This window comes from Pseudomonas putida (assembly GCF_026625125.1).
GTDB classification, from domain to species: Bacteria; Pseudomonadota; Gammaproteobacteria; order Pseudomonadales; family Pseudomonadaceae; genus Aquipseudomonas; species Aquipseudomonas putida_X.
On record NZ_CP113097.1, the window covers coordinates 3553908 to 3574198 of the forward strand.

The following is a 20291-nucleotide window of genomic DNA, read 5'->3' on the forward strand; positions in this document are numbered from 1 at the left end:
CCTCAATAAGCCTATTGAGATTGTTAATAATGACGACCCTGGAGGCCCTGCCCGAGCCCAAGCTGCTGCAACTGTTCGACGTGCTGTACCACTGCCGCAGCGTGACCCGCGCCGCCGAGCAGTTGGGGCAGAGCCAGCCGACCATCAGCATCTGGCTGGCGCGCCTGCGCGAACAATTGAACGACCCACTGTTCGTGCGCACGCCGGGCGGCATGGCCCCGACCCCGCGCGCCGACCAGCTGATAGGCCCGTGCCGCGAGGTGCTGGAATCGCTACGGCGGCTGACCGCCTGGGAGCCGCAGTTCATCGCCGCCACCGCGCAGCGGCGATTTCGCCTGTGTGTCAGCGATGCCAGCCACATCACCTTGCTGCCCAGCATCCTCAACCATTTGCGCAAGCATGCGCCGGGCATACGCCTGGAGGCGGCGCGGATCGATGGCAATACCGAGAGTGCCCTGGAATCGGGCGAAGCGGACCTGGCCATCGGCTTCGTGCCCTGGCTGGGAGGGGGGATGTATCAGCAGGTGCTGTTCGAGCAGGACTGGGTGTGCCTGAGCAACCCTCAGCATCCGCGCCTGGGCAAGGGCATGAGCCTGGAGCGGTATCGGGCCGAGGGGCATGTGCAGATCAGTTTCGGCACCGGGCAGAAGCTGCTGGAAGCGGGATTGGCGCGGGCCGGGATCGAACGGCGAATCATGCTGGAGCTGCCGGCGTTTCTCGGCTTAGGGATGATAATCGGGACTACCGATCTACTCGCCACCTTGCCGCGGCATATCGGCCGGACACTGGCCGACATGCATGGGCTGCAGGTCCATGATTGCCCGTTCGAAGTTGAAGGGTTCACAGTCAAACAGCATTGGCATGCCCGATATCATCAGGACAGTGGAAACCGGTGGTTGAGGGAAGTCGTTCGCGGATTGTTTCAGTCCGCAAGCCAGGCATGACGTTGTTTCGACTTAGCGCGCGCATGTGCTTCAGGCCGTACCCTTAGCAGGCAGCGATTCAAAGCGCTGTGGGCAGACCCGGACTCATCGCCGGCAAGCCGGCACAAAATGAACTGCCCCAAGGGTTGGCTTGGCGTCCAATGTCTTGCGGACAGTCCAGGAATATCAACAGCCTTCAGACATGCGGTGTACCTACGCGAGCCGCGTTTGCCGGCGATGGACTGCGAAGCGGCCCCGGTCGCACATGTCTGATTTGGGTCGGGAGCGGTAGCTCGATTATTGAGTACCAAACGCTGTCGTTGAGCCCTGTTTCTGAGCCCATGAGGACACAGTCGCCATCTCCCGTGGGCTGGGACTGATGAGCAAACCTCATGAAGCCTTGCCGATCTAACCGTCTAGTCCCCACTCGTTAGCTCACTTACTGTTCTCCCAACGCCAAATGTCGGGAGATCCAAAAAATGCACAAGCGCACGCTCGGAAACAGTTCACTCGAAGTATCAGCCCTGGGCTTCGGTTGCATGGGCTTGAGCCATGGCTACGGCCCGGCGACTGATACACAACAAGCCATTGCGTTGATCCGATCGGCGGTTGACCGAGGCGTCACGCTTTTTGATACCGCCGAGGTTTACGGCCCTTACCTGAACGAACAAGTGGTGGGCGAAGCCCTGGCACCGGTGCGCGATCAAGTGGTCATCTCCACCAAGTTCGGTTTCACCTTTGGCGACGACAATAAACAGCAGATTCTCAACAGCCGCCCCGAGCACATCCGAGTCGCCGTCGAGGGTTCGTTGCGTCGACTGCAGACCGATTACATCGATCTGCTCTACCAGCACCGCGTCGATCCGGCCGTGCCGATCGAGGAAGTCGCCGGGGTGGTTAAGGACTTGATTAGCGAGGGCAAGGTCAAGCACTTCGGCCTGTCGGAGGCCGGCGCCCAGACCATTCGCCGAGCGCACGCGGTGCAGCCGGTCACAGCACTGCAAAGCGAATACTCGCTGTGGTGGCGCGAGCCCGAGCAGGAAATCCTGCCGACGCTTTGGGAGTTAGGCATCGGCCTCGTGCCATTCAGCCCATTGGGCAAAGGTTTTCTCACCGGCACGGTGTCGGCGGAGGCCACTTATGGCAGCGACGATTTCCGCAGCATCGTCCCGCGTTTCAGCCAGTCGGCGCTGCAAGCCAATCAGGGCCTGGTGGTGCTGATTCGTCAGATCGCCGCACAGAAACAAGCCACTCCCGCACAGATCGCGCTGGCCTGGCTGCTTGCGCAGACGCCGTGGATCGTGCCGATTCCGGGGACGACCAAACTGCATCGACTGGAAGAAAACCTCGGCGCCGCGGACATCACGCTGGACCCCGTCGAACTGAAGGCCATTGATACAGCGTTGGCGCAGATCCGCATCGAAGGCGAGCGTTATCCCGAGGCCCTCAAAGCGCGAGTCGGCCGATGAGCACCCATCACGATCCGCTGCGGCGCACGGTGATCGCCGCGCTGGCCAGCGCCCCGCTGCTGTCGCTTGCAGGCACCCAAGGTGCCAGTGAAACACAGCGCTCAGGCTCGCGGATTCTGGTCGCGTATTTCTCGCGCTCGGGCAATACCCGCGTGGTCGCCGGGCTAATCCAGCGTGGACTGGGTGCCGACCTCTTCGAGATCCGCCCGGCCAACGCGTACCCCGAGGACTATCTGCAAACCGTTGAGCAGGCGCGACAGGAGCGTGACAGCGGCTTCGAACCCGAGCTGCAAAACAAGATTCACGCCCTTAGCGACTACGACACCATCTATCTCGGCTTTCCGATCTGGGGTGAAACCGCCCCACCCATCGTGCGCGCCTTTCTCAGCGCCCACGACCTGACCGGCAAGACCCTGATTCCCTTCAACACCCACGGCGGTTATGGCTTGGGTAACAGCCGCAGCGTGCTGCTCGAGCACGCACCGAACGCTAAGGTTCTCAAAGGTTTTGTGATGGAGAGTGAGCAGGAGCGCAAGACCATGGAACGCGTGAATGGCTGGCTGAGCGATCACCCCCTCACGCGTTGATCGAATTCAGTAAGGAGTGACACCATGAATATCCGCACGTTGGGCAATGGCCTGAAAGTGTCTGCACTAGGCCTGGGCTGCATGAGCATGACCTCGGCCTATGGGCCGGCTGCCGACAAAGCCAGCATGATCAAGCTGATTCGATCGGCTCACGAGCAAGGCATCACCCTGTTTGACACCGCTGAAGCATATGGCCCGTTCGCCAATGAAGCACTGCTGGGCGAGGCCTTGCAGCCGATTCGCGAGCAGGTCGTCATCGCCACCAAGTTCGACTTCGATATCGACCTGATCACCGGCGCACGCGGCGGTGGTACCAACAGCCACCCGGAACATATACGCGCGGTTGCCGAGTCATCGTTGATGCGTCTGCGCACCGATTGCATCGACCTGTTCTATCAGCACCGCGTCGATCCGCAGGTACCCATCGAAGATGTCGCCGGCACCGTCAAGGATCTGATCGCCGAGGGCAAGGTCAAGCATTTCGGCCTGTCTGAGGCAGGTGTGGAAACCATCCGCCGGGCGCACGCGGTGCAAGCGGTCACGGCGGTACAGAGTGAGTACTCGCTTTTCTGGCGCGGCCCGGAATTGGAGCTGCTGGCGGTGCTGGAAGAACTGGGAATCGGTTTCGTACCGTTCAGCCCGCTTGGCGCGGGTTTCCTCACCGGTCAGATCGATGAGCACACGCAGTTCGACGCCAGCGATTTCCGCAACGTTGTACCACGCTTTTCCCCTGAAGCCCGCAAGGCCAATCTGGCGCTGGTCGATGTGGTGAAAGCCGTCGCGCATCGCAAAAACGCCACACCGGCGCAAGTCGCACTGGCCTGGTTGCTCGCACAGAAACCGTGGATTGTGCCGATCCCGGGCACGACCAAAACCCATCGACTGGAAGAGAACATTGGCGCCGTTGAACTGCAATTGACCGGTGACGATCTGCGCGAGATCAACGAACAGATGGCACAGATTCAAGTGCAAGGTGAACGCCTGCCGGAATCGGCACTGAAGATGACCGGACTCTGAGCCTGCCCAATGCGGCGCGCTTTGCGCCGCCACTTTCACATCTGACCGGAGTTGACCCGATGAACCGATTGATCGCACCACTCGTTGCTTTGTCATTCATGGCCACAGAATCTCAGGCCGCCAGCGAAATACGCGTCACACCTAACGGCTCGCAGCCCTCGGTCAAGGGCGCGACTCAAAATTTCACCGGCTCGGTGCGCGTTGATGGCCTGTTCAGCGGTGATGCGCCGGCGCGTATCGGCGGCGGCACGGTGACCTTCGAGCCCGGCGCACGCACGGCTTGGCACAGCCACCCGCTGGGGCAAACGTTGATCGTCACCGCAGGTGTGGGCTACGTGCAGCAGGAGGGCGGCCCCCGCCAGGAAATACGGCCGGGCGACACTGTCTGGATTCCGCCACACATCCGACACTGGCATGGGGCCACGGCCAGCAACGGTATGACCCACATCGCCATCGCCGAAGCCGAAGACGGCAAGACCGTCACCTGGGCGGAACAGGTCTCGGAGGCGCAATACGCCGGCCAATGAAGTTACGGAATGTGTCAAAGGTGCTCGCCCGGCACCTTTGTCGCAAACCGTCACCCGCCCTACAGGCCCCGTATCAGCGGAGTCGCGCCGCAATTGCGGCGGTTGTGGCCATTTCTACTCATGAGTTCTGCTCAGAAGTCCTTGCGCAATTTCGGGGTTAATCGACCTAACCATCCTCCGTACGATCCAGCGACACCGCGGTGCCCCGCAATGGCTGGAGCCTTTCAAGATGACCACTGATGCACGCAGCAACCCTACCCTCCCCGCACTCATGGCGTTTTGTCTGGGCATCGGGGCGATGTTCAGCGTTACCACTCAAGCAGCCGAGGCATCGAAGACAATGGCCAGCACGCCCGCCAGCGCAGCCACCTTGTCGCGCCAACAACAAACGATCCCTCTGATCGCCGCGTTCATGGCGACCAGCGACATGCCCAACCTCAACACCGCCCTCAATCAAGGGCTCGATGCCGGCCTGACCATCAGCGAAATCCGGGAAATGCTCGTGCAGCTGTACGCCTATGTGGGCTTCCCACGCAGCCTCAACGCCTTGAACGAGCTGATGACGGTGGTGCAAACACGCAAACAGCGCGGTATCGAAGACGCGCCGGGGCGTGAGCCGAGCCGGGCGATTCCGATGGGGGATGAGCTGCTGGCCGCCGGCACAGCGAATCAAACCAGGATCTCCGGCGCTCCGGTCAAAGGCCCGGTGTTCGAGTTCGCTCCGGTGATCAACCGGTTCCTGCAAACCCACCTGTTCGGCGACATCTTCGAGCGCGACAACCTCGACTGGCAAAGTCGCGAACTGGCGACTGTCGGCGCGCTGGCGGCAACGCCAGGAGTCGAGCAGCAATTGCGCTCGCACATGGCGGCGAGCCTGCGCGTCGGCCTGAGCACGGCACAGTTGCAAGAGGTCGCGGAACTGCTGAAAAAACACGCTGATGCACAGACGGCTGAACGTGCCAACACCGCGTTGACACAAGCCCTCGCGGCTTCGGGGAAGTGACATGAAAACTGCAAAGTCCCTGCTGAGCATCACACTGTTGAGCCTGTTGGCGGCCTGCGCGAACCACCCCGATGGCTCGTTGCTGATTCAACACCAAGGCAGCTTCGCCGCCGGCGGCTCAGTGACCACTGCACCGGGCACCTTCAACCCACGCCAACCAATGATGCCAAACGGCCAGACATACCACGGTGACCACGTCTACGCCTTCTATCAAATCCCGGTGGATGCGCGAAAACTACCCATCGTCATGTGGCACGGTGCGGGTCAGTTTTCCAAGACCTGGGAAACCACCGCCGATGGTCGCGAAGGCTTTCAGAACATCTTTCTGCGCCGCCATTACGGCGTCTACCTGATGGACCAGCCCCGGCGTGGCGATGCCGGGCGCAGCATGGTCGAGACCACAATCAAGCCCGTGCCTGACGAACAACTGTGGTTCAACCAGTTCCGCATCGGGCTGTGGCCCAACTACTTCAACGGCGTGCAAGTTGCTCAGGATGACCAGACCCGCGAGCAGTTTTTCCGGGCGATGACGCCGAACACCGGGCCGTTCGACATGGGCGTGGTCTCTGATGGCGTGTCAGCGCTGTTCGATAAAATCGGCCCAGGGATTTTGTTTACGCACTCGCAAGGTGGCGGGCCTGGCTGGCTGACAGCGATCAAGAACGACAAGGTCAAAGCCATCGTGGCGTTCGAACCGGGCAGCAGCTTCGTGTTCGCTGATGGTGAAGTGCCTGCGCCTATTCCCAGTGCGTTCGACACGGTGCAAGGCGCGGCAGTGCCGATGGAGCAATTCATGGCCCTGACACGCATTCCGATTCTGATCCTGTACGGCGACAACATCCCGGAACAGGCGGTCGACCTGCCCGCCCAGGACAGTTGGCGGGCACGCCTGAAAATGGCCCGGCTCTGGCGTGACGCGGTCAATCGCCACGGCGGTGATGTGCGGCTGATCCACTTGCCGGAGATCGGCATTCACGGCAATACCCACTTCCCCATGTCGGATCTGAACAATGTGCAGATCGCTGACCTGGTCGCGCAATTCCTCAAAGAAAAGCAGCTGGACTGACCCAGATACTTTTGCAACTGCCACCCTTATGCTTGCTCAGGAGCTTCACGTGAAAAACACTCTCAAAGCCACGTTCATGTCGGCATTGGTCGGCCTATCGGCGGGCGAAGCCTTGGCCGCCGATTACAAAAAGAACCCGTTCACCCTCGCCTACGAAGGCGCGATCAGCAAGAACGAACCGGGCAAGGTCAACATCCACCCGGTCAGCTACACGCTCAACGGGCTGGATATCGCTGCCAACGTCTACACTCCGGCCAACTATGACGCGAAGAAGACCTACCCGACCGTGGTCGTTGCACACCCCAATGGCGGCGTGAAAGAACAGGTCGCCGGCCTGTACGCGCAACGCCTGGCCGAACAGGGCTACATCACCATCACGGCCGACGCGGCGTATCAGGGTGCCAGCGGTGGTCAACCGCGCAGCATCGATAAACCGGCGTATCGCATCGAAGACATTCACGGCATGGCCGACTTCATCAGCCAGTTCGCTGGCGTCGATGCCAAGCGTCTGGGCCTGCTTGGCATCTGTGGTGGTGGTGGTTATTCGCTGGCGGCAGCGCAGACCGACAAACGCTTCAAATCACTGGCAACCGTGAGCATGTTCAACTCGGGCCGGGTACGTCGCAACGGCTACAATGACTCGCAGATGGACAGCATTCAGCAACGCCTGCAACAGTCATCAGCAGCCCGCGCGCAAGAGGCCGCCGGCGGCGCGGTGCTGTATTCGGGGGATGCCAACCTCACCGACGAGCAGATTGCCAAACTGCCCTTCGCGCTCTATCGCCAAGGTTATGAATATTACTGGAAGACCCACGCGCACCCGAACTCGACCTTCAAATACACCACCAGCAGCCTGCTCGACTTGATGCGTTTCGACGCCACTGACCATATCGAACTGATCAACCAACCGTTGCTGATGATCGCTGGCAGCAAAGCCGACAGCCTGTACATGACACAGGACGCCTTCCCCAAAGCCACCGGCACCACCGACAAGGAAGTATTTATTCTCGACGGCGCGACGCACATCGAAACCTATTGGGTGCCGCGTTATGTCGATGCCGCAATTGGCAAACTAAGCGCATTTTACGCCCGCACCCTGTAATCAAGCTCTTGGGGTCGCGCATTCGCGTGCAACCTGCTTTTATGGATTAATTCCGCGCCCCTTATGAGAGGTTCTCATCAATGTCCCGCGCCAATCTCAACGACCTGCAAGCCTTCGTGGTCATCACCCGCGAAGGCAGTTTCACCCGCGCGGCCGCTCAGCTTGGCGTCTCGCAGTCGGCGCTGAGCCACACCATGCGCGCGCTGGAAAGCCGATTGGGCGTGCGCCTGCTGACACGTACCACCCGTAGCGTTTCGCCGACCGAGGCCGGTCAGCGGCTGTATCAGGCGATGGCGCCGCGGTTCGATGAGATCGAGCTCGAACTGGCTGCGGTCAGCGAGTTCCGTGACACCCCGGCAGGCAATGTGCGGATTCAAGCATCCGAACATGCCGCCAACAATATTCTGTGGCCCAAGCTTTTAAAGGTGCTTCCCGACTATCCGGACATCAAAGTCGAAATCACCGTCGACTACGCCCTCTCCGACATCGTCGCGCAACGCTATGACGCCGGTGTACGCTTGGGAGATCAGGTGGCCAAGGACATGATCGCCGTTCCTATCGGGCCACCATTGCGGATCGCGGTCGTGGGCTCACCCGAGTACTTCAAACAGCGGCCGGTGCCGAAGGAGCCTGGAGATCTGGCGGTGCAAAATTGTATCAATCTGCGCCTACCCACCCATGGCAGCCTGATGCAATGGGATTTTGAAAAGGATGGTCACGAACTGAAGGCCCGTGTAGAAGGCCAATGGACGTTCAACAGCAGCATGCCGATCCTGCGTGCGGCCGTGGCGGGATGCGGCTTGGGTTTCCTGCCGGAGGACATGGTGGCGAAGGAGCTCGCTGACGGTACCCTTGTGCGGGTGTTGGAAGATTGGTGCCAACCCTTTGCCGGATACCATCTCTACTACCCCAATCGCCGAGAACACTCATCAGCGTTTGGCGTTGTAGTTGACGCGTTACTCTACAAGCGCTGAGCCAACGACCTCCTTTGTATGACACTTAGTCGATCGTTACCCTCCGCTCATGTCTCTGTGAGTAAATCTTCGGCGTCTCAATACTCAATAGAAACAGTGATGAGTCGTTCCTATCGCGTCAATGGGGATGTCAGTCGCTCTCCAACCGAAGCGACAGTCAGGCAGCCCGAAGCACAAGCCAATGCTGCAAACATCGCTTCCTGCGCACCAATGCAGTTTTGGGCTTGCGCGTTTACGGTCGGCAAAGCGGTGGCCCTATCTAGGCGGGCTGATGACTGGTCACACAGTGAATGCCACCACCACCGGCGGCGATGGCGTCGATGTTGATCTGCACCACGTCTCGGCTCGGGTAGAGTTTTTTCAGCAGGTCGAAGGCCTTATTATCCGCCTCCTTGTCGCCGAACTCCGGGGCGAGCACCGCGCCGTTGATCACGAAGTAGTTGATGTAGCCGGCCGCAAAGTCGTCGTTATCCTTGTTGAATTTGGTTTTGCGCGGTTTCAGAGGTGGCGAAACGGTTTGGATCTGCAATGGCCGACCATCGGCGTCGGTGGCCTTTTTCAGGATGTCCAGGTGCGCCATGGTGACCTTGCTGTCGTAGGAGCGCGGGTCGGTGTCGAGGTTGGCGATCACCACGCCGGGTGAGACAAAGCGCGCGTAGAAATCGACGTGGGCATCGGTGATGTCCTTGCCCTTGATGCCCGGCAGCCAGATGATTTTGCGCAGACCGAGGCACGCCTTGAGCTCCGCCTCCACGTCACCCTTGCTCCAGCCGGGGTTGCGGTTTTCGTTGATCCAGCAGCTCTCAGTCATGATCGCGGTTCCGTGGCCGTCGACTTCGATGCCGCCGCCCTCGCCCACCAGCCCGCTGCGCTGATAGGTCGCCTGCGCATCGGCCGCCACGCGTTTGGCGAGCTTCGCGTCCTTCGAGTGCCGCTGCTTGTTGCCCCAGCCGTTAAAGTTGAAGTCCACGGCACCCAGGCCATTGTCGTTGATGACAAAGTTGGCGCTGATGTCACGCATCCAGATGTCGTCGAGATTGGCGATCTGGTAGGTGATGTTGGAGGTGCCGCACATCTCTTCAGCTAGGCCGCGTTCGCCACTGCGGCAGTAGAGGGTCAGCGGTTCGTAGCGGGCAATAGCGCGGGCGATCCGGCCGAGGGCTTCCTGGACGTCTTCGGTGAAGTCTTCCCAGATCGCATCCTGCGCGCCAAAAGCCATGTAGGCGCGTTCGTGTTCATTGCCCTCGTCGGGCATGAACCAGCGCTGTTCGCTGGCCGCCACTACGCGCGCCGGAGACAGGCCGAGGCCCATGACGGCAGCGCCTACACCGGCAGCGACAGAAACCTGTTTGATGAACTCGCGACGGGTTGGCATGGGTAACTTCCTGATAGGTAGGGGAATGCCGAAGCAGCCCGGCAAAATCACTTTGCAGTGGCGGTCTTGAACTTGGTCCAGGTGCGCATGCGGGCGCGCATGTCGGCCTGGGGAATATCCTTGCCCGGTATCAGGCGAGCATAGGTCGCTTCGTCCAGGTAGATGTCCGGGTTGTTGCGCATCGCCTCATCCACGTTTGGCCGGGCCTTGGCATTGGAGGTCGGATAACCGGTGAAATTGCTGATCGCGGCCATGTTTTCCGGGCGCATCACGAAGTTGATGAAGGCGTAGGCGTATTCCGGATGTTTGGCATCCACGGGAATGGCCATGGTGTCCATCCACACCGTGGTGCCCTCGCGCGGCACGCGGTACTGGAAGCGGGTCTGCTTGCCGGCGCTGTCCGAAGTGCGCTGGGCCTGGGTCATGTCGCCGCTGTAGCCGAGGGACAGGCACAGGTTGCCGTTGACTAGGTCGGTGACCGGTTGCGACTGGAACTTGCGAATGTACGGCCGCAGCTTCATCAGCAGATCACTGGCCGCTGCCAGGTCCGCAGGCTTGGCGCTGCGCGGGTCGCGGCCCAGATAATTGAGCACCACGGCGAGCACTTCGTCCGGCGAGTCGATCATCGAAATCCCGCAATCGGCGAACCTGGCGGCCAGCTCCGGTTTGAACAGCATGTCCAGGCTGTTGGCCGGGGCGTCGGCCATGCGCTGCTCGATCTGCTCGGCGTTGTAGGTCAGGCCGATGGTACCCCAGGTGTACGGCACCGTGGCCTTGTTCGACCGCTCGTAATGGCTGCGCAGTTTTTGCAGGCCTGGTTCGATGTCGTTCATCGCCGTGATCTTCGAAGCATTCAGCGGCAACAGGCTGCCGGCGCGCATCAGGCGTTCGGCCACAGTGTCGCCGGGAAAGATCAGGTCGTAGCCGCTACCGCCGGAAAGCATCTTGGCTTCCAAGGTTTCGCTGCCGTCCATGACGTCGTAGATCACCTTGATCCCGGTTTCGGCGGTGAATTGGGTCAGGGTATCTTCGGCAAAATAATCCGCCCAGTTGTACAACCGCAGGGTTTTGTCTTCAGCGTGCACGGCAGGCATCATACCGGCCAGCGCCAGGCCCAGAGCGCCCAGCAACCACTTGTGTGAAGTCGGCATATCAGACTCCTTGAGGATTCCAGCGAGCGTTAAGGTGACGACCGTCCTGGCTCAGCAAGGCGCCGTACATTTCCGGGCGGCGGTCGCGGTAGATGCCCCAACTCAAGCGATCTTCACGCATGGCTGACAGATCCAGGCTTTGCAACAAAACACCGGTGCTGGTGCGGTCGGCTTCGGCGAGCATTTTTCCCTTGTGGTTGCAGATGAACGATGAGCCGTAGAAATTCATTTGCAGCGTTGCATCGGTGCCCGCCACTTCACGGCCGACCCGGTTGGACGCAATCACCGGCAGCAGATTGGCAGCGGCGTGGCCGCGCATGGTCATCTGCCAGTGGTCCCGCGAGTCCAGATCCGCGCAGCCCGGTTCAGAACCGATAGCCGTAGGGAACAGCAGAACTTCAGCGCCCATCAAGGCCAGACAGCGGGCGGTTTCCGGGAACCACTGATCCCAGCAGATGCCCACCCCCAGGCGACCGAACGCGGTTTCCCATACTCTGAAACCGGTATCGCCGGGACTGAAATATTCCTTCTCCTGATAGCCGATGGCGTTGGGGATGTGGGTCTTGCGGTACACGCCCAACAGGCGCCCGTCGGCATCCGCCACACTCAGGGAGTTGAAGTAAGCATTGCCAGCCTTCTCGTACCAGCTCAGCGGCAACACGACACCCAGTTCACGGGCCAGCGTGGCGAAACGCGACAGCACCTGACTGTTGCCGTACTCCTCGGCCAGCGCCATGTGTTGATGGCGCTGCTCGATGCAGAAATACGGCGTGGCGAACAGCTCCTGCAACAGGATCACCTGCGCGCCCTGCCCAGCCGCTTCACGCACCAACTGCTCGGCTCTGTCGAGGTTGCTCTTCAGATCCCAGGTGCATGGCATCTGGGTGGTGGCGACTTTAAGTGACGTCATCTATCAACCCTCCACCGGCAAAGCTGGCTGTTGCTGAGTGATGCAGTGCACACCGCCACCACCATGAGCCAAGTGATTGATTTGCACTGGCACCACTTCACGTCCCGGGAACGCCTTGGCCAGCGTTTCTGCCGCGACATGATCGGCTTCGATACCGTACGCCGGCATGATGATCGCGCCATTGGCGATGTAGAAGTTGGTGTACGAAGCGCAAAACACCTCGGCTTCGCTGTCTATCGCATCGGTGGCTTCGTACAGCTCGATCATCTCGAACTTGCGGCCCTGAGCGTCGCTGGCCAGCTCCAGTGCGCGGCGGTTTTCCCTTACGACTTCGGCGTACACCGAGGTGCGATCGTGCGTCGCATCCACCAGCAACACACCGGGACGAGCGAAGGCGCAGATGCCATCGACGTGGCCGTCGGTCATGTCGCCCGTGACGTAATCCGGATCGCCCGGCAGCCAGATGGTTTTCTTCACACCGAGCAAGCGGCTGAAGATCTCTTCCATCTCGGACTTGCTCACGCCGGGGTTGCGGTTGGGGTTGAGCAGCACCGATTCGGTGGTAATCAGCGTGCCCTCGCCGTCCACGTGGATCGCGCCACCCTCATTGCTCAGCGCCGTGCCGAAGCACTCGCTGCCCAAGTGATTGAGCACGCGACGGGCCAGGCTTTCGTCCAGATCATGGGCCGACTTGCCGCCCCAGGCGTTGAAACGCCAGCTCACCCCGGCCAGACCTTGCTCCGGGTGAATGACGAAGCTCGGGCCGGAGTCGCGGCACCAGCTGTCGTTGACCGCCAGCGTGATCATGTCAATGTTCGGCCCGCACAGGGCGTTGGCACTGGCGAGGGCCGACGGATCGACAACCATTTTCACCGGTTCGAAACGGGCGATGGCATTGGCGACGCGGGCGAAGTCCTCCTGAACCTGCGCCAGCGTCACGCGCCAACCCGACTCCCACTGCGCCTGGTTGTGCGGCCAGACCATCCACGTAGCGGCGTGCGTGACCCACTCGGCGGGCATCATCCAAGCGTTGTTGTTATTCTCGTTGCGCGGCATGGCAAGCACCTCTCGATTAAGCCATTGTGTTCAATGACAACTGCCGTGATTTGGCGTGAGATGGATGCTACCCACGTGAAACCGCGCCAACAAACGATGGATTTTGCGCACAACTGATTAGAGGAACTTATCAATATGCTGAAGCACTGGCCTCCGCTCAGTTGGCTGCGCGGCTTTGAAGCGGCTGCTCGCCTTAGCAGCTTTCATAAGGCGGCCGATGAGCTGCACCTCACCCAGTCGGCGATCAGCCAGCAGATCCGCAGCCTCGAGGCGTACCTTGAACAGCCTCTGTTCTTTCGCAGCGGGCGCAGGGTGACACTGACAGACGCCGGCCACGATCTGCTCAGCACCACCCAGGCGATGCTCCAGCAACTGGCAGTCGGCATCCGTCGCCTCGGGCAATATCAGAAGCCCAACCAGCTGGTGCTCAACACCACGCCGGCGTTTGCCCGGCACTGGCTGCTGCCGCGTCTGGCGGATTTCCGGCAACAGCACCCGCATGTCGATCTGTGGATTTTCAGCACCGACGAGGTGCCGGACATGGTCAGCCAAACAATTGACCTCGCCGTGCGCGACGACATCAGCTCGCAAGCCGAATGCAGCTTTAAGGTGCTGCATACTGACCGACTCTACCCGGCCTGCCACCCGAGCGTATTGGCGCAGCCCGCCGTACAACGCACGACGCTGCACGGCGAACGGGAGATGGACTGGAGCCATTGGGCGGTGGAAGCCGGGATCGATGTCGGTCAGCAGGATCAGGGGCTGAACTTCTCCGATCCGGGCCTGTTGCTGGACGCTGCGTGCGCCGGCTTGGGGATTGCGTTGGTCAGCCAGGTGCTCAGCCGTCAGGCGCGGGACAGCGGTCTGTTGCAGCCGCTGGTAGAGCAAACCATTCGCGGCCCGAACTGGGCCTTACTGACTCACCGTGACAGTGAAAGCAATGCTCAACAGCTCATCGATTGGTTGACAAGCAACCTGGAAGCTGACAATCCAGCCTGATCGAAGACGATCACTCACAAATGGCGGCTGGTGGCCGAAAGCTCCATCTGAGGGAAGACAAGGATGGTCAGCTCGACCCCAAGGCGCTAACCGCCCCAAAGCAGACATTTGTAAACGGGGCTGCTTCGCTGCCCATCGCCGGCAAGCGCGGCGCCCACAGGTGAACCTGGATGTCGGCCGGATAGTGCATAGGGCCGAAGTCGAAGGGCTGGTTCGCGTGGCCTTGCCACCAGTGCCCCTCCCCATATTGGCGATCCACGATCATGATCAGTGAGCGCATTTCGATCCCCAGTACCTTGACCGGGCGCTCCTCTGACCTCCTGCGCCAGTTTCAGACGACGCACAGGCATGCCCATGATGTGACCTGGCGTGCGGTCGAAATCAGCCTGATCCAGGCGCTGCATGCCATAGGGCACGGGATCGCCGGACAGGTCGTTGAAAGGCTCCAGATCTGGCAGATGGACTCGCGTACCAGGCGCAAGCACCAAGTCACCAAGCACTTCCTCCCACAGAGATATGACCAGTCTCCGGGCCTGCGCAGTACCTGTGGGAGCCGGGCTTGCCGGCGATGGGCCGCGAAGCGGCCCCGGCCTTCCGATGTCCGCCATGGGCCGAAATAAGTTATTGCTGACTGAGTGCTTTCGACCCAACTGCCGTTCGCGACAGGCAGCTAACGGCCATAAGCGGACACTCGGCCGCGACCGCTACGGCCAGAAACAGTCATTGGACGACATTAAAAAACGTGGCAACTCTATGGCTTCTGTTTATTTAAGGGGAAAAAGCCCGCATAGGTGGGCTCTCGCAGTGAAGGAGAACCTAAGATTAATGGTGGTGATCATCAGCACGGCACAGGTCTATTCGAGAGAAAGTAGCTTTCGAACTTCGGCTAGAACCGCGTCCATCCTGAATGGCTTTGGCAATACCGCGTCAAACAGATCCGATCTCTGCATGCCTATGTGCGCCTGAGCGCCGCTCATCAAAATAATTGGCAAATCCTTACAGGAAGGAAGGGCGCGGACGGCGGTGGCGAACTCTTGGCCATCCATGACCGGCATCATAAAGTCGGTAATGATCAAATCTGGACGTTCTCTATCAAGTACTTCGAGCCCTTTTTGGCCATTACTGGCCGTCACCACCATGAAGCCTTCATCCTCCAGCGCAAAACTGAGAATGTCAGCGATCAGATACTCGTCGTCGACGACCAGGATGGTGGCCATGTTAATTCAACCCGCACAAAAGCTTAAGATTTTGAACCAGGCGATGACTCAGTGGGTACTGATGGTTCATGTCTTGAAGCCTTTTTCAGGAAAACGTCTTGGTCACGGATGACGACCTCGAATTGCGAAGGGTCGTAAGAGTTGTCTCGTACTTTAAGAATGGAAAGCGTCCTGCTTAATTCAGAGTGATTCTCAGCGAATCGCATCAGCATCAGGTTGTCGACGATGCTGGACAGGTCAGAGTTTGGTGCGCTGACCTCGGAGCCAAATAAATCGCGCATCTCCCAGGATGCGAATACCGTAACCCCCCTGGATCGAAGCTCGTTCATCAGAGCACTGAAGAAATCATTTATCCGCGCCGGATTTGTCGTAACTCGTGTCATGCCGCTCAGACTATCGATGAATACGCGGTTGATGCCCTTTTCTTCGACAAGACTCAGCAGTCGTGTGCCCAGCCCGTCCAGAAGACCTTCAGTAGTAGGCTGCCAGGCAATGCTCAACGCGCCGCTGTCTTCCATGCCTTTGATATCAATACCCAATGACAGGCCTTTGAGTCGCAACCTCTGTGGACTTTCGTAAAAGCCAAAATGCAGGCCCGGAGACTCTGCGGTCGACTCAGCCAGAAATTTGAGGCCCAGTGTTGTTTTGCCGATCCCGGAGGGGCCTATTACCAGCGACACGCTGGAACTGTGCAGGCCTCCGCCTAAGATGTCGTCCAGTGACTTAATGCCGCTGGGGATTCGCGTCATGCCAGCGCTATCGGGAGACGACGGGTGGCTGTAGAGACTTTCGAGTCGCGGGTAAACAACCAAGCCATTTTCGGTAATTTCACACTCATGAAGACCGGTCATTGCGCCACTGCCCCGAGTCTTTCGCAGCTGAATACGACGCACTGAGCGAGTACCGTATAGCTCTTCGCCCATCTCAATTACGCCATCAACCATGGTGTGCTCAGGACTGCCATCGTCAAGTCGCGAGCTGGTGAGAAATAGCACCGTGCAACCAGCAAAAGCTGCATGCCCTTGCAGCTCCGAGATGAACTTCTTAGTGTCGATGGGGGAGTCAGCTTTCGAACGTGCATTGAGCAAACCATCCACGACCATAACAGTGGCTTTCTGGCGGCTAATTTCACGCCGAAGCAGTTTCACTACCTCATCCAGCCCCTCGTTTTCCAAGGTGTCAAAGGCACTGACAAACTGGATTTCGGCACCGACTTTTGACGAGTCGAAAAAGCTAAGGGTAGAAAGAAACTGGAATAGACGATCATGTGACTCAGCCAGCAGCGTGGCGACGAGAACCCGACCGCCATTGTTCGCATGATGAAACCCAAGCTGGTTGGCGAGGATTGTTTTTCCAGACCCCGGACGCCCTTGGATTATGTATGAGGCGCCTGCGACCAGACCTCCCTTGAGCAGAGCGTCGAGCCCTTCGATTCCACTTTGGAGGCGTTTTAGCTTTTCCACAATGCGACCCTGATCTGAAAAACAGGCTGTTTAAGCCGAGAGGATAGAATGCTACCGCCATTCTTGTTTCTTAGCCATTCAGAGCGAGCTGAAAGCTGGAGCGACGGTACCGTGTTGCGGACAAGAGAGCTGCCTACGAGAATCCGCTTTTGGCCGACAGCCGCCCCTTCGCGGATGGCCGATTTGGGTCCAGGCTGTGTGAAAACTCGCGGAATGCGTTGAAGGTCGTGGCTATCTAGGGGCGCTTGCAAAACTGGCAGGAAATTGCCTGGATTAGCTCAGTTGGCCTCGCAAGGGTGCATCTGGCCGGTATGAGTCCTTCGTGGAGACTTTGGGGCCCCTAACTGGCGGCTCAGTAGGCCATTTCACCTTTTGAGCGCTTCGAGCAGCCCCCTGATGCCCAAGATGCTCATCATTCGCTTGAGGTTGTAAGCGAGCACATGGAGGCTCATTTCAGTACTGACCCTTGGCAGGGTCCTGGTCAGGAAGTGGGTCGCCCCCATCCAGTACTTGAGCGTTCCAAATGGATGCTCAACGGTTTGGCGGCGCACCTTCATTTTCCCCGGATCGTGCTCCAGTTGAACCTGCATCGAGTCGAGGGTCGCTTCATGTTCCCAGCGTTTCAACCGGCGCTCTTTGCCCGTCGTACATTGCTTGTGCATCGCGCAGGACTGGCAGCCCGAGAACCAATAAACATGCATCAGCATCCCGTCTTCCCAAGTTGAGTAACGCTTGGTCAGTAATTGCTCCGCAGGGCATCGATACTCATCCGATGCCGAGACGTATAGGAAATCCTGCTTGCCAAATCGACCTTCGGCTTTGCTGCTAGAGGTCAGTGGTTTCGGTACGAAGGGCGAGATTCCAGCTTGCTCACATGCAACGATTTCCGTGCCTGTGTAGTAGCCCCGGTCGGCAACGACATTCAGCGATTCAGTACCGATTTGGTCACGCGCTTGCTTCGCCATGTTGCTCAACTGGCCGCGATCATGACCGACATTCGTCACCTCATGTGCAACGATCAGATGGTGCTGATCGTCAACGGCCGTCTGCACGTTATAGCCAACGGTGCCACTGCCCCGACCACCAACTGACATGGAGCGAGCATCGGGATCTGTGAGAGAAATTTGTTTGTCTGGGGTTTGAAGTAGCTGCGTTTCAATGTCTTTGAGCTTCTGCATCTGCTGTTTCAGCGTTTCGATCTTCTCTTTCAGTCGCTCGGCCTTGGCCACAGCCACCTCCGGCATTGCCCGGTCCGCCGAATCCATCGCTGTCAGATAGCGCTCAATGCTCTGCTCGACTTGCTGCATACGGGCCTTCACCTTGGCCTGGGTGAAGTTACGGTCGCGATTGTTCACGGCTTTGAACTTGCTGCCGTCGATGGCAATGATTGAGTCAGAGAACAGGTTGAGGTTGCGACAGAGGATCACGAACTGACGGCAGACACTGCGAATGGCTTTACCGTTGTCCTTGCGAAAGTCGGCGATGGTTTTGAAATCTGGAGCCAGACGCCCCGTAAGCCACATCAACTCGACATTGCGTTCAGCTTCACGCTCGAGCCGGCGGCTGGACTGAATGCGGTTTAGGTAGCCGTAGATGTAGATCTTCAGCAGGACCGCTGGATGGTAGGCCGGGCGACCTGTTGCTGCCGGATCGACGCCTGCGAAACCGAGCGCGCTCAGGTCGAGTTCATCAACAAAGACATCGACCACTCGCACTGGGTTTTCATTGGTGATGTAGTCATCCAGGCACTCTGGCAGCAATGTGACCTGCGTCCGAGCTTCACCTTCGATGAACCGCTTCATGATTGTCCCCGCCACGATCACGACGGTCAGAAGGTTAGACAACTGCGGGCGTTTTCACACAGCCTGGGTCGGTAGCGGTCATCCACGACCGGAAGCTTGCGACCCATTGCGGACACTGCGGCCCGCCTGAGCTCATTGACCCTCAGCGCACTATGATTTCGTCAGGAAAATAAACACCCATGGAGCGGTTGGTACGTACTGCCAGCACCTCCCCGGCCATACTCTGCACCACCGTCTGCCCGCCCTCTATGGGCGCACCAGTACGTCGATCCTGGGCTTGTGCGTCCGGTGGCAGACTGAACAGCATCTGGCCTCGATCACGGCTGACCTGGATGTCGGCCGGATAGTGAATAGGGCCGAAGTCGAAGGGCTGGTTCGCGTGGCCTTGCCACCAGCGCCCCTCCCCATATGGGCGATCCACGATCATGATCAGTGAGCGCATTTCGATCCCCAGTACCTTGACCGGGCGCTCCTCTGACCTGGCCAGCCAACCAGTAGTGTCGGGGGATACGCTTACCGGCCCAGGCCAAACGATGCCGCCCAGCTCGGTACCTGGCGCCAGCGTGCATCGACTCATCTTCCATTCGGCAAACTTGAAATGAGCACCGAACGGAAAATCAAACTCGATCTCCCCAGGCTCACATTTCCATCCTGCCAGGTCATGGGCCGACAGGGTCTCGACCGTCGCGAAACCATGGCCCAGCGCCAGTTTCAGACGACGCACGGGCATGCCCATGATGTGACCTGGCGTGCGGTCGAAATCAGCATGATCCAGGCTCTGCATGCCATAGGGCACGGGATCGCCAGACAGGTCGTTGAAAGGCTCCAGGTTTCCCAGATGGACCCGCGTCCCGGCTGGAAGCACCAGATCACCGAGCACTTCATCGTGTTCGAGGCGAGGATTGTGCGCACGCCAATCCTGCCAGAGCCTGTAGCTGGACTCGATGTAAGGCACACTCCCGACTGCCAGCAACATCAGCAACAAGCCGAACCTCCAGCGCCGCGCCACCATACAACGACGGCTTCGCGGAATCAGCAAGGCGATCAGGCCGGCGATGAAAAGCCAGAGAAAAACTTCGGAAAAGAGGTAGATCATGTAGCCGAGCAACATGAGCGGCATATCGACGGGAATCATGGACGTCCTTGTGAACCCTTACATGAACGCCGCAGAATGTACCCATTGGCAGTGATGCCACAAGCCCGGACATAGAAGGACATCCCACGCAATGACGCCCGACGAGGCTTTGAAATTCACCCGCACGGTGGCTGGCCTTTCGATCACAACAGTGATCCTTGGCCCGATCCTGGCGCTTTACGTACTTCAGTCGCCAACCACTTCCCCCGTCAAGATCTCGGGCATTCTTGCATTTGCGATCCTGGCGCTCACCAACCTGATTTCAATGATCTTCAACGCGGTTTACTGGTTTATACGGCGGGAGCCCAAATGGCTCTCGGTCACGCTCTTGGTTCAAGCCGGTGTCGCAGTTGCCACGTTAACTCCATTCTTATAACCCGTTCATTGCTTCGGCTGAGCAGCCTCAACAATGCTCACGAGGCCAATCCCCGCAACCGACTGGCAGGTCACCATCCAAGCGCCCGAATCTATAATACCGAGCGTCGCCGAGCCGCTCCTCCAGCCATGGGTGAAAG

The 20291-nt window shown here is 59.2% G+C and carries 20 protein-coding genes; 11 read left to right on the top strand and 9 right to left on the bottom strand.

The features are described from left to right. Positions 1–29: 29 nt before the first annotated feature. The 9 genes from OSW16_RS16260 to OSW16_RS16300 all read left to right on the top strand — a co-directional run bounded on the left by OSW16_RS16260 (position 30) and on the right by OSW16_RS16300 (position 8668). Positions 30–944, top strand: a complete 915-nt coding sequence (locus tag OSW16_RS16260) for a LysR family transcriptional regulator (protein WP_241805268.1) — start codon at positions 30–32, stop codon at positions 942–944. A 458-nt stretch (positions 945–1402) separates the two neighbouring features. After that, complete coding sequence (locus tag OSW16_RS16265) at positions 1403–2392, top strand: aldo/keto reductase (protein WP_267816798.1); 990 nt, start codon at positions 1403–1405, stop codon at positions 2390–2392. Further along, on the top strand, positions 2389–2979 hold the full coding sequence (locus OSW16_RS16270) for a flavodoxin (protein WP_267816800.1): 591 nt from the start codon (positions 2389–2391) through the stop codon (positions 2977–2979). Before OSW16_RS16265 ends, OSW16_RS16270 begins: the two co-directional genes overlap by 4 nt. A gap of 24 nt (positions 2980–3003) precedes the next feature. Next, positions 3004–3996, top strand: a complete 993-nt coding sequence (locus OSW16_RS16275) for an aldo/keto reductase (RefSeq protein ID WP_267816802.1) — start codon at positions 3004–3006, stop codon at positions 3994–3996. A gap of 59 nt (positions 3997–4055) precedes the next feature. Next, a complete protein-coding gene (locus OSW16_RS16280; RefSeq protein ID WP_267816804.1) occupies positions 4056–4523 on the top strand; it encodes a cupin domain-containing protein in 468 nt (155 codons plus the stop codon). A gap of 229 nt (positions 4524–4752) precedes the next feature. Next, complete coding sequence (locus OSW16_RS16285) at positions 4753–5526, top strand: carboxymuconolactone decarboxylase family protein (protein ID WP_267816806.1); 774 nt, start codon at positions 4753–4755, stop codon at positions 5524–5526. A 121-nt stretch (positions 5527–5647) separates the two neighbouring features. Continuing rightward, positions 5648–6592: an alpha/beta hydrolase gene (locus tag OSW16_RS16290; protein ID WP_267824003.1), complete on the top strand. Its 945-nt coding sequence runs from the start codon at positions 5648–5650 to the stop codon at positions 6590–6592. 49 nt (positions 6593–6641) lie between these two features. Next, complete coding sequence (locus OSW16_RS16295) at positions 6642–7694, top strand: alpha/beta hydrolase (protein WP_267816808.1); 1053 nt, start codon at positions 6642–6644, stop codon at positions 7692–7694. 80 nt (positions 7695–7774) lie between these two features. Then, on the top strand, positions 7775–8668 hold the full coding sequence (locus OSW16_RS16300; protein WP_267816810.1) for a LysR family transcriptional regulator: 894 nt from the start codon (positions 7775–7777) through the stop codon (positions 8666–8668). A gap of 259 nt (positions 8669–8927) precedes the next feature. Here OSW16_RS16300 and OSW16_RS16305 read toward each other — a convergent pair whose 3' ends face one another. The 4 genes from OSW16_RS16305 to OSW16_RS16320 are packed head-to-tail and all read right to left on the bottom strand — an operon-like array spanning position 8928 to position 13160. Beyond that, positions 8928–10043, bottom strand: a complete 1116-nt coding sequence (locus OSW16_RS16305) for an agmatine deiminase family protein (RefSeq protein ID WP_267816812.1) — start codon at positions 10041–10043, stop codon at positions 8928–8930. Positions 10044–10090: 47 nt separating this feature from the next. Continuing rightward, positions 10091–11194, bottom strand: coding sequence for an extracellular solute-binding protein (locus tag OSW16_RS16310; RefSeq protein ID WP_267816814.1), 1104 nt, complete (start codon positions 11192–11194; stop codon positions 10091–10093). Position 11195: 1 nt separating this feature from the next. Next, positions 11196–12104 carry an N-carbamoylputrescine amidase gene (gene aguB / locus OSW16_RS16315; protein WP_267816816.1) on the bottom strand — a complete coding sequence of 303 codons (909 nt, stop codon included), beginning with the start codon at positions 12102–12104 and terminating at the stop codon, positions 11196–11198. Between the two features lie 3 nt (positions 12105–12107). Further along, positions 12108–13160 carry an agmatine deiminase family protein gene (locus tag OSW16_RS16320; RefSeq protein ID WP_267816818.1) on the bottom strand — a complete coding sequence of 351 codons (1053 nt, stop codon included), beginning with the start codon at positions 13158–13160 and terminating at the stop codon, positions 12108–12110. 135 nt (positions 13161–13295) lie between these two features. On the opposite strand from OSW16_RS16320, the gene OSW16_RS16325 reads away from it, so the two are divergent. Next, entirely contained in the window at positions 13296–14159 is an 864-nt protein-coding gene (locus OSW16_RS16325; RefSeq protein ID WP_267816820.1) for a LysR substrate-binding domain-containing protein, read from the top strand. A gap of 67 nt (positions 14160–14226) precedes the next feature. Here the strand turns inward: OSW16_RS16325 and OSW16_RS16330 are convergent, their stop codons facing one another. The 5 genes from OSW16_RS16330 to OSW16_RS16350 form a co-directional block, all read right to left on the bottom strand. Continuing rightward, the gene (locus OSW16_RS16330; RefSeq protein ID WP_267816822.1) at positions 14227–14439 is read right to left on the bottom strand and encodes a hypothetical protein; all 213 of its coding nucleotides are present in this window, start codon (positions 14437–14439) and stop codon (positions 14227–14229) included. 574 nt (positions 14440–15013) lie between these two features. Further along, positions 15014–15376: a response regulator gene (locus tag OSW16_RS16335; RefSeq protein WP_267816824.1), complete on the bottom strand. Its 363-nt coding sequence runs from the start codon at positions 15374–15376 to the stop codon at positions 15014–15016. 23 nt (positions 15377–15399) lie between these two features. Next, positions 15400–16842, bottom strand: a complete 1443-nt coding sequence (locus OSW16_RS16340) for an ATPase domain-containing protein (protein WP_267824005.1) — start codon at positions 16840–16842, stop codon at positions 15400–15402. A gap of 362 nt (positions 16843–17204) precedes the next feature. After that, positions 17205–18641: an IS1182 family transposase gene (locus OSW16_RS16345; protein WP_267816637.1), complete on the bottom strand. Its 1437-nt coding sequence runs from the start codon at positions 18639–18641 to the stop codon at positions 17205–17207. 142 nt (positions 18642–18783) lie between these two features. Further along, positions 18784–19776: a hypothetical protein gene (locus OSW16_RS16350; RefSeq protein WP_267816826.1), complete on the bottom strand. Its 993-nt coding sequence runs from the start codon at positions 19774–19776 to the stop codon at positions 18784–18786. 91 nt (positions 19777–19867) lie between these two features. Here OSW16_RS16350 and OSW16_RS16355 point away from each other — a divergent pair, with 91 nt between their 5' ends. Then, a complete protein-coding gene (locus OSW16_RS16355) occupies positions 19868–20152 on the top strand; it encodes a hypothetical protein (RefSeq protein ID WP_267816828.1) in 285 nt (94 codons plus the stop codon). The last annotated feature ends 139 nt before the right edge of the window (positions 20153–20291 follow it).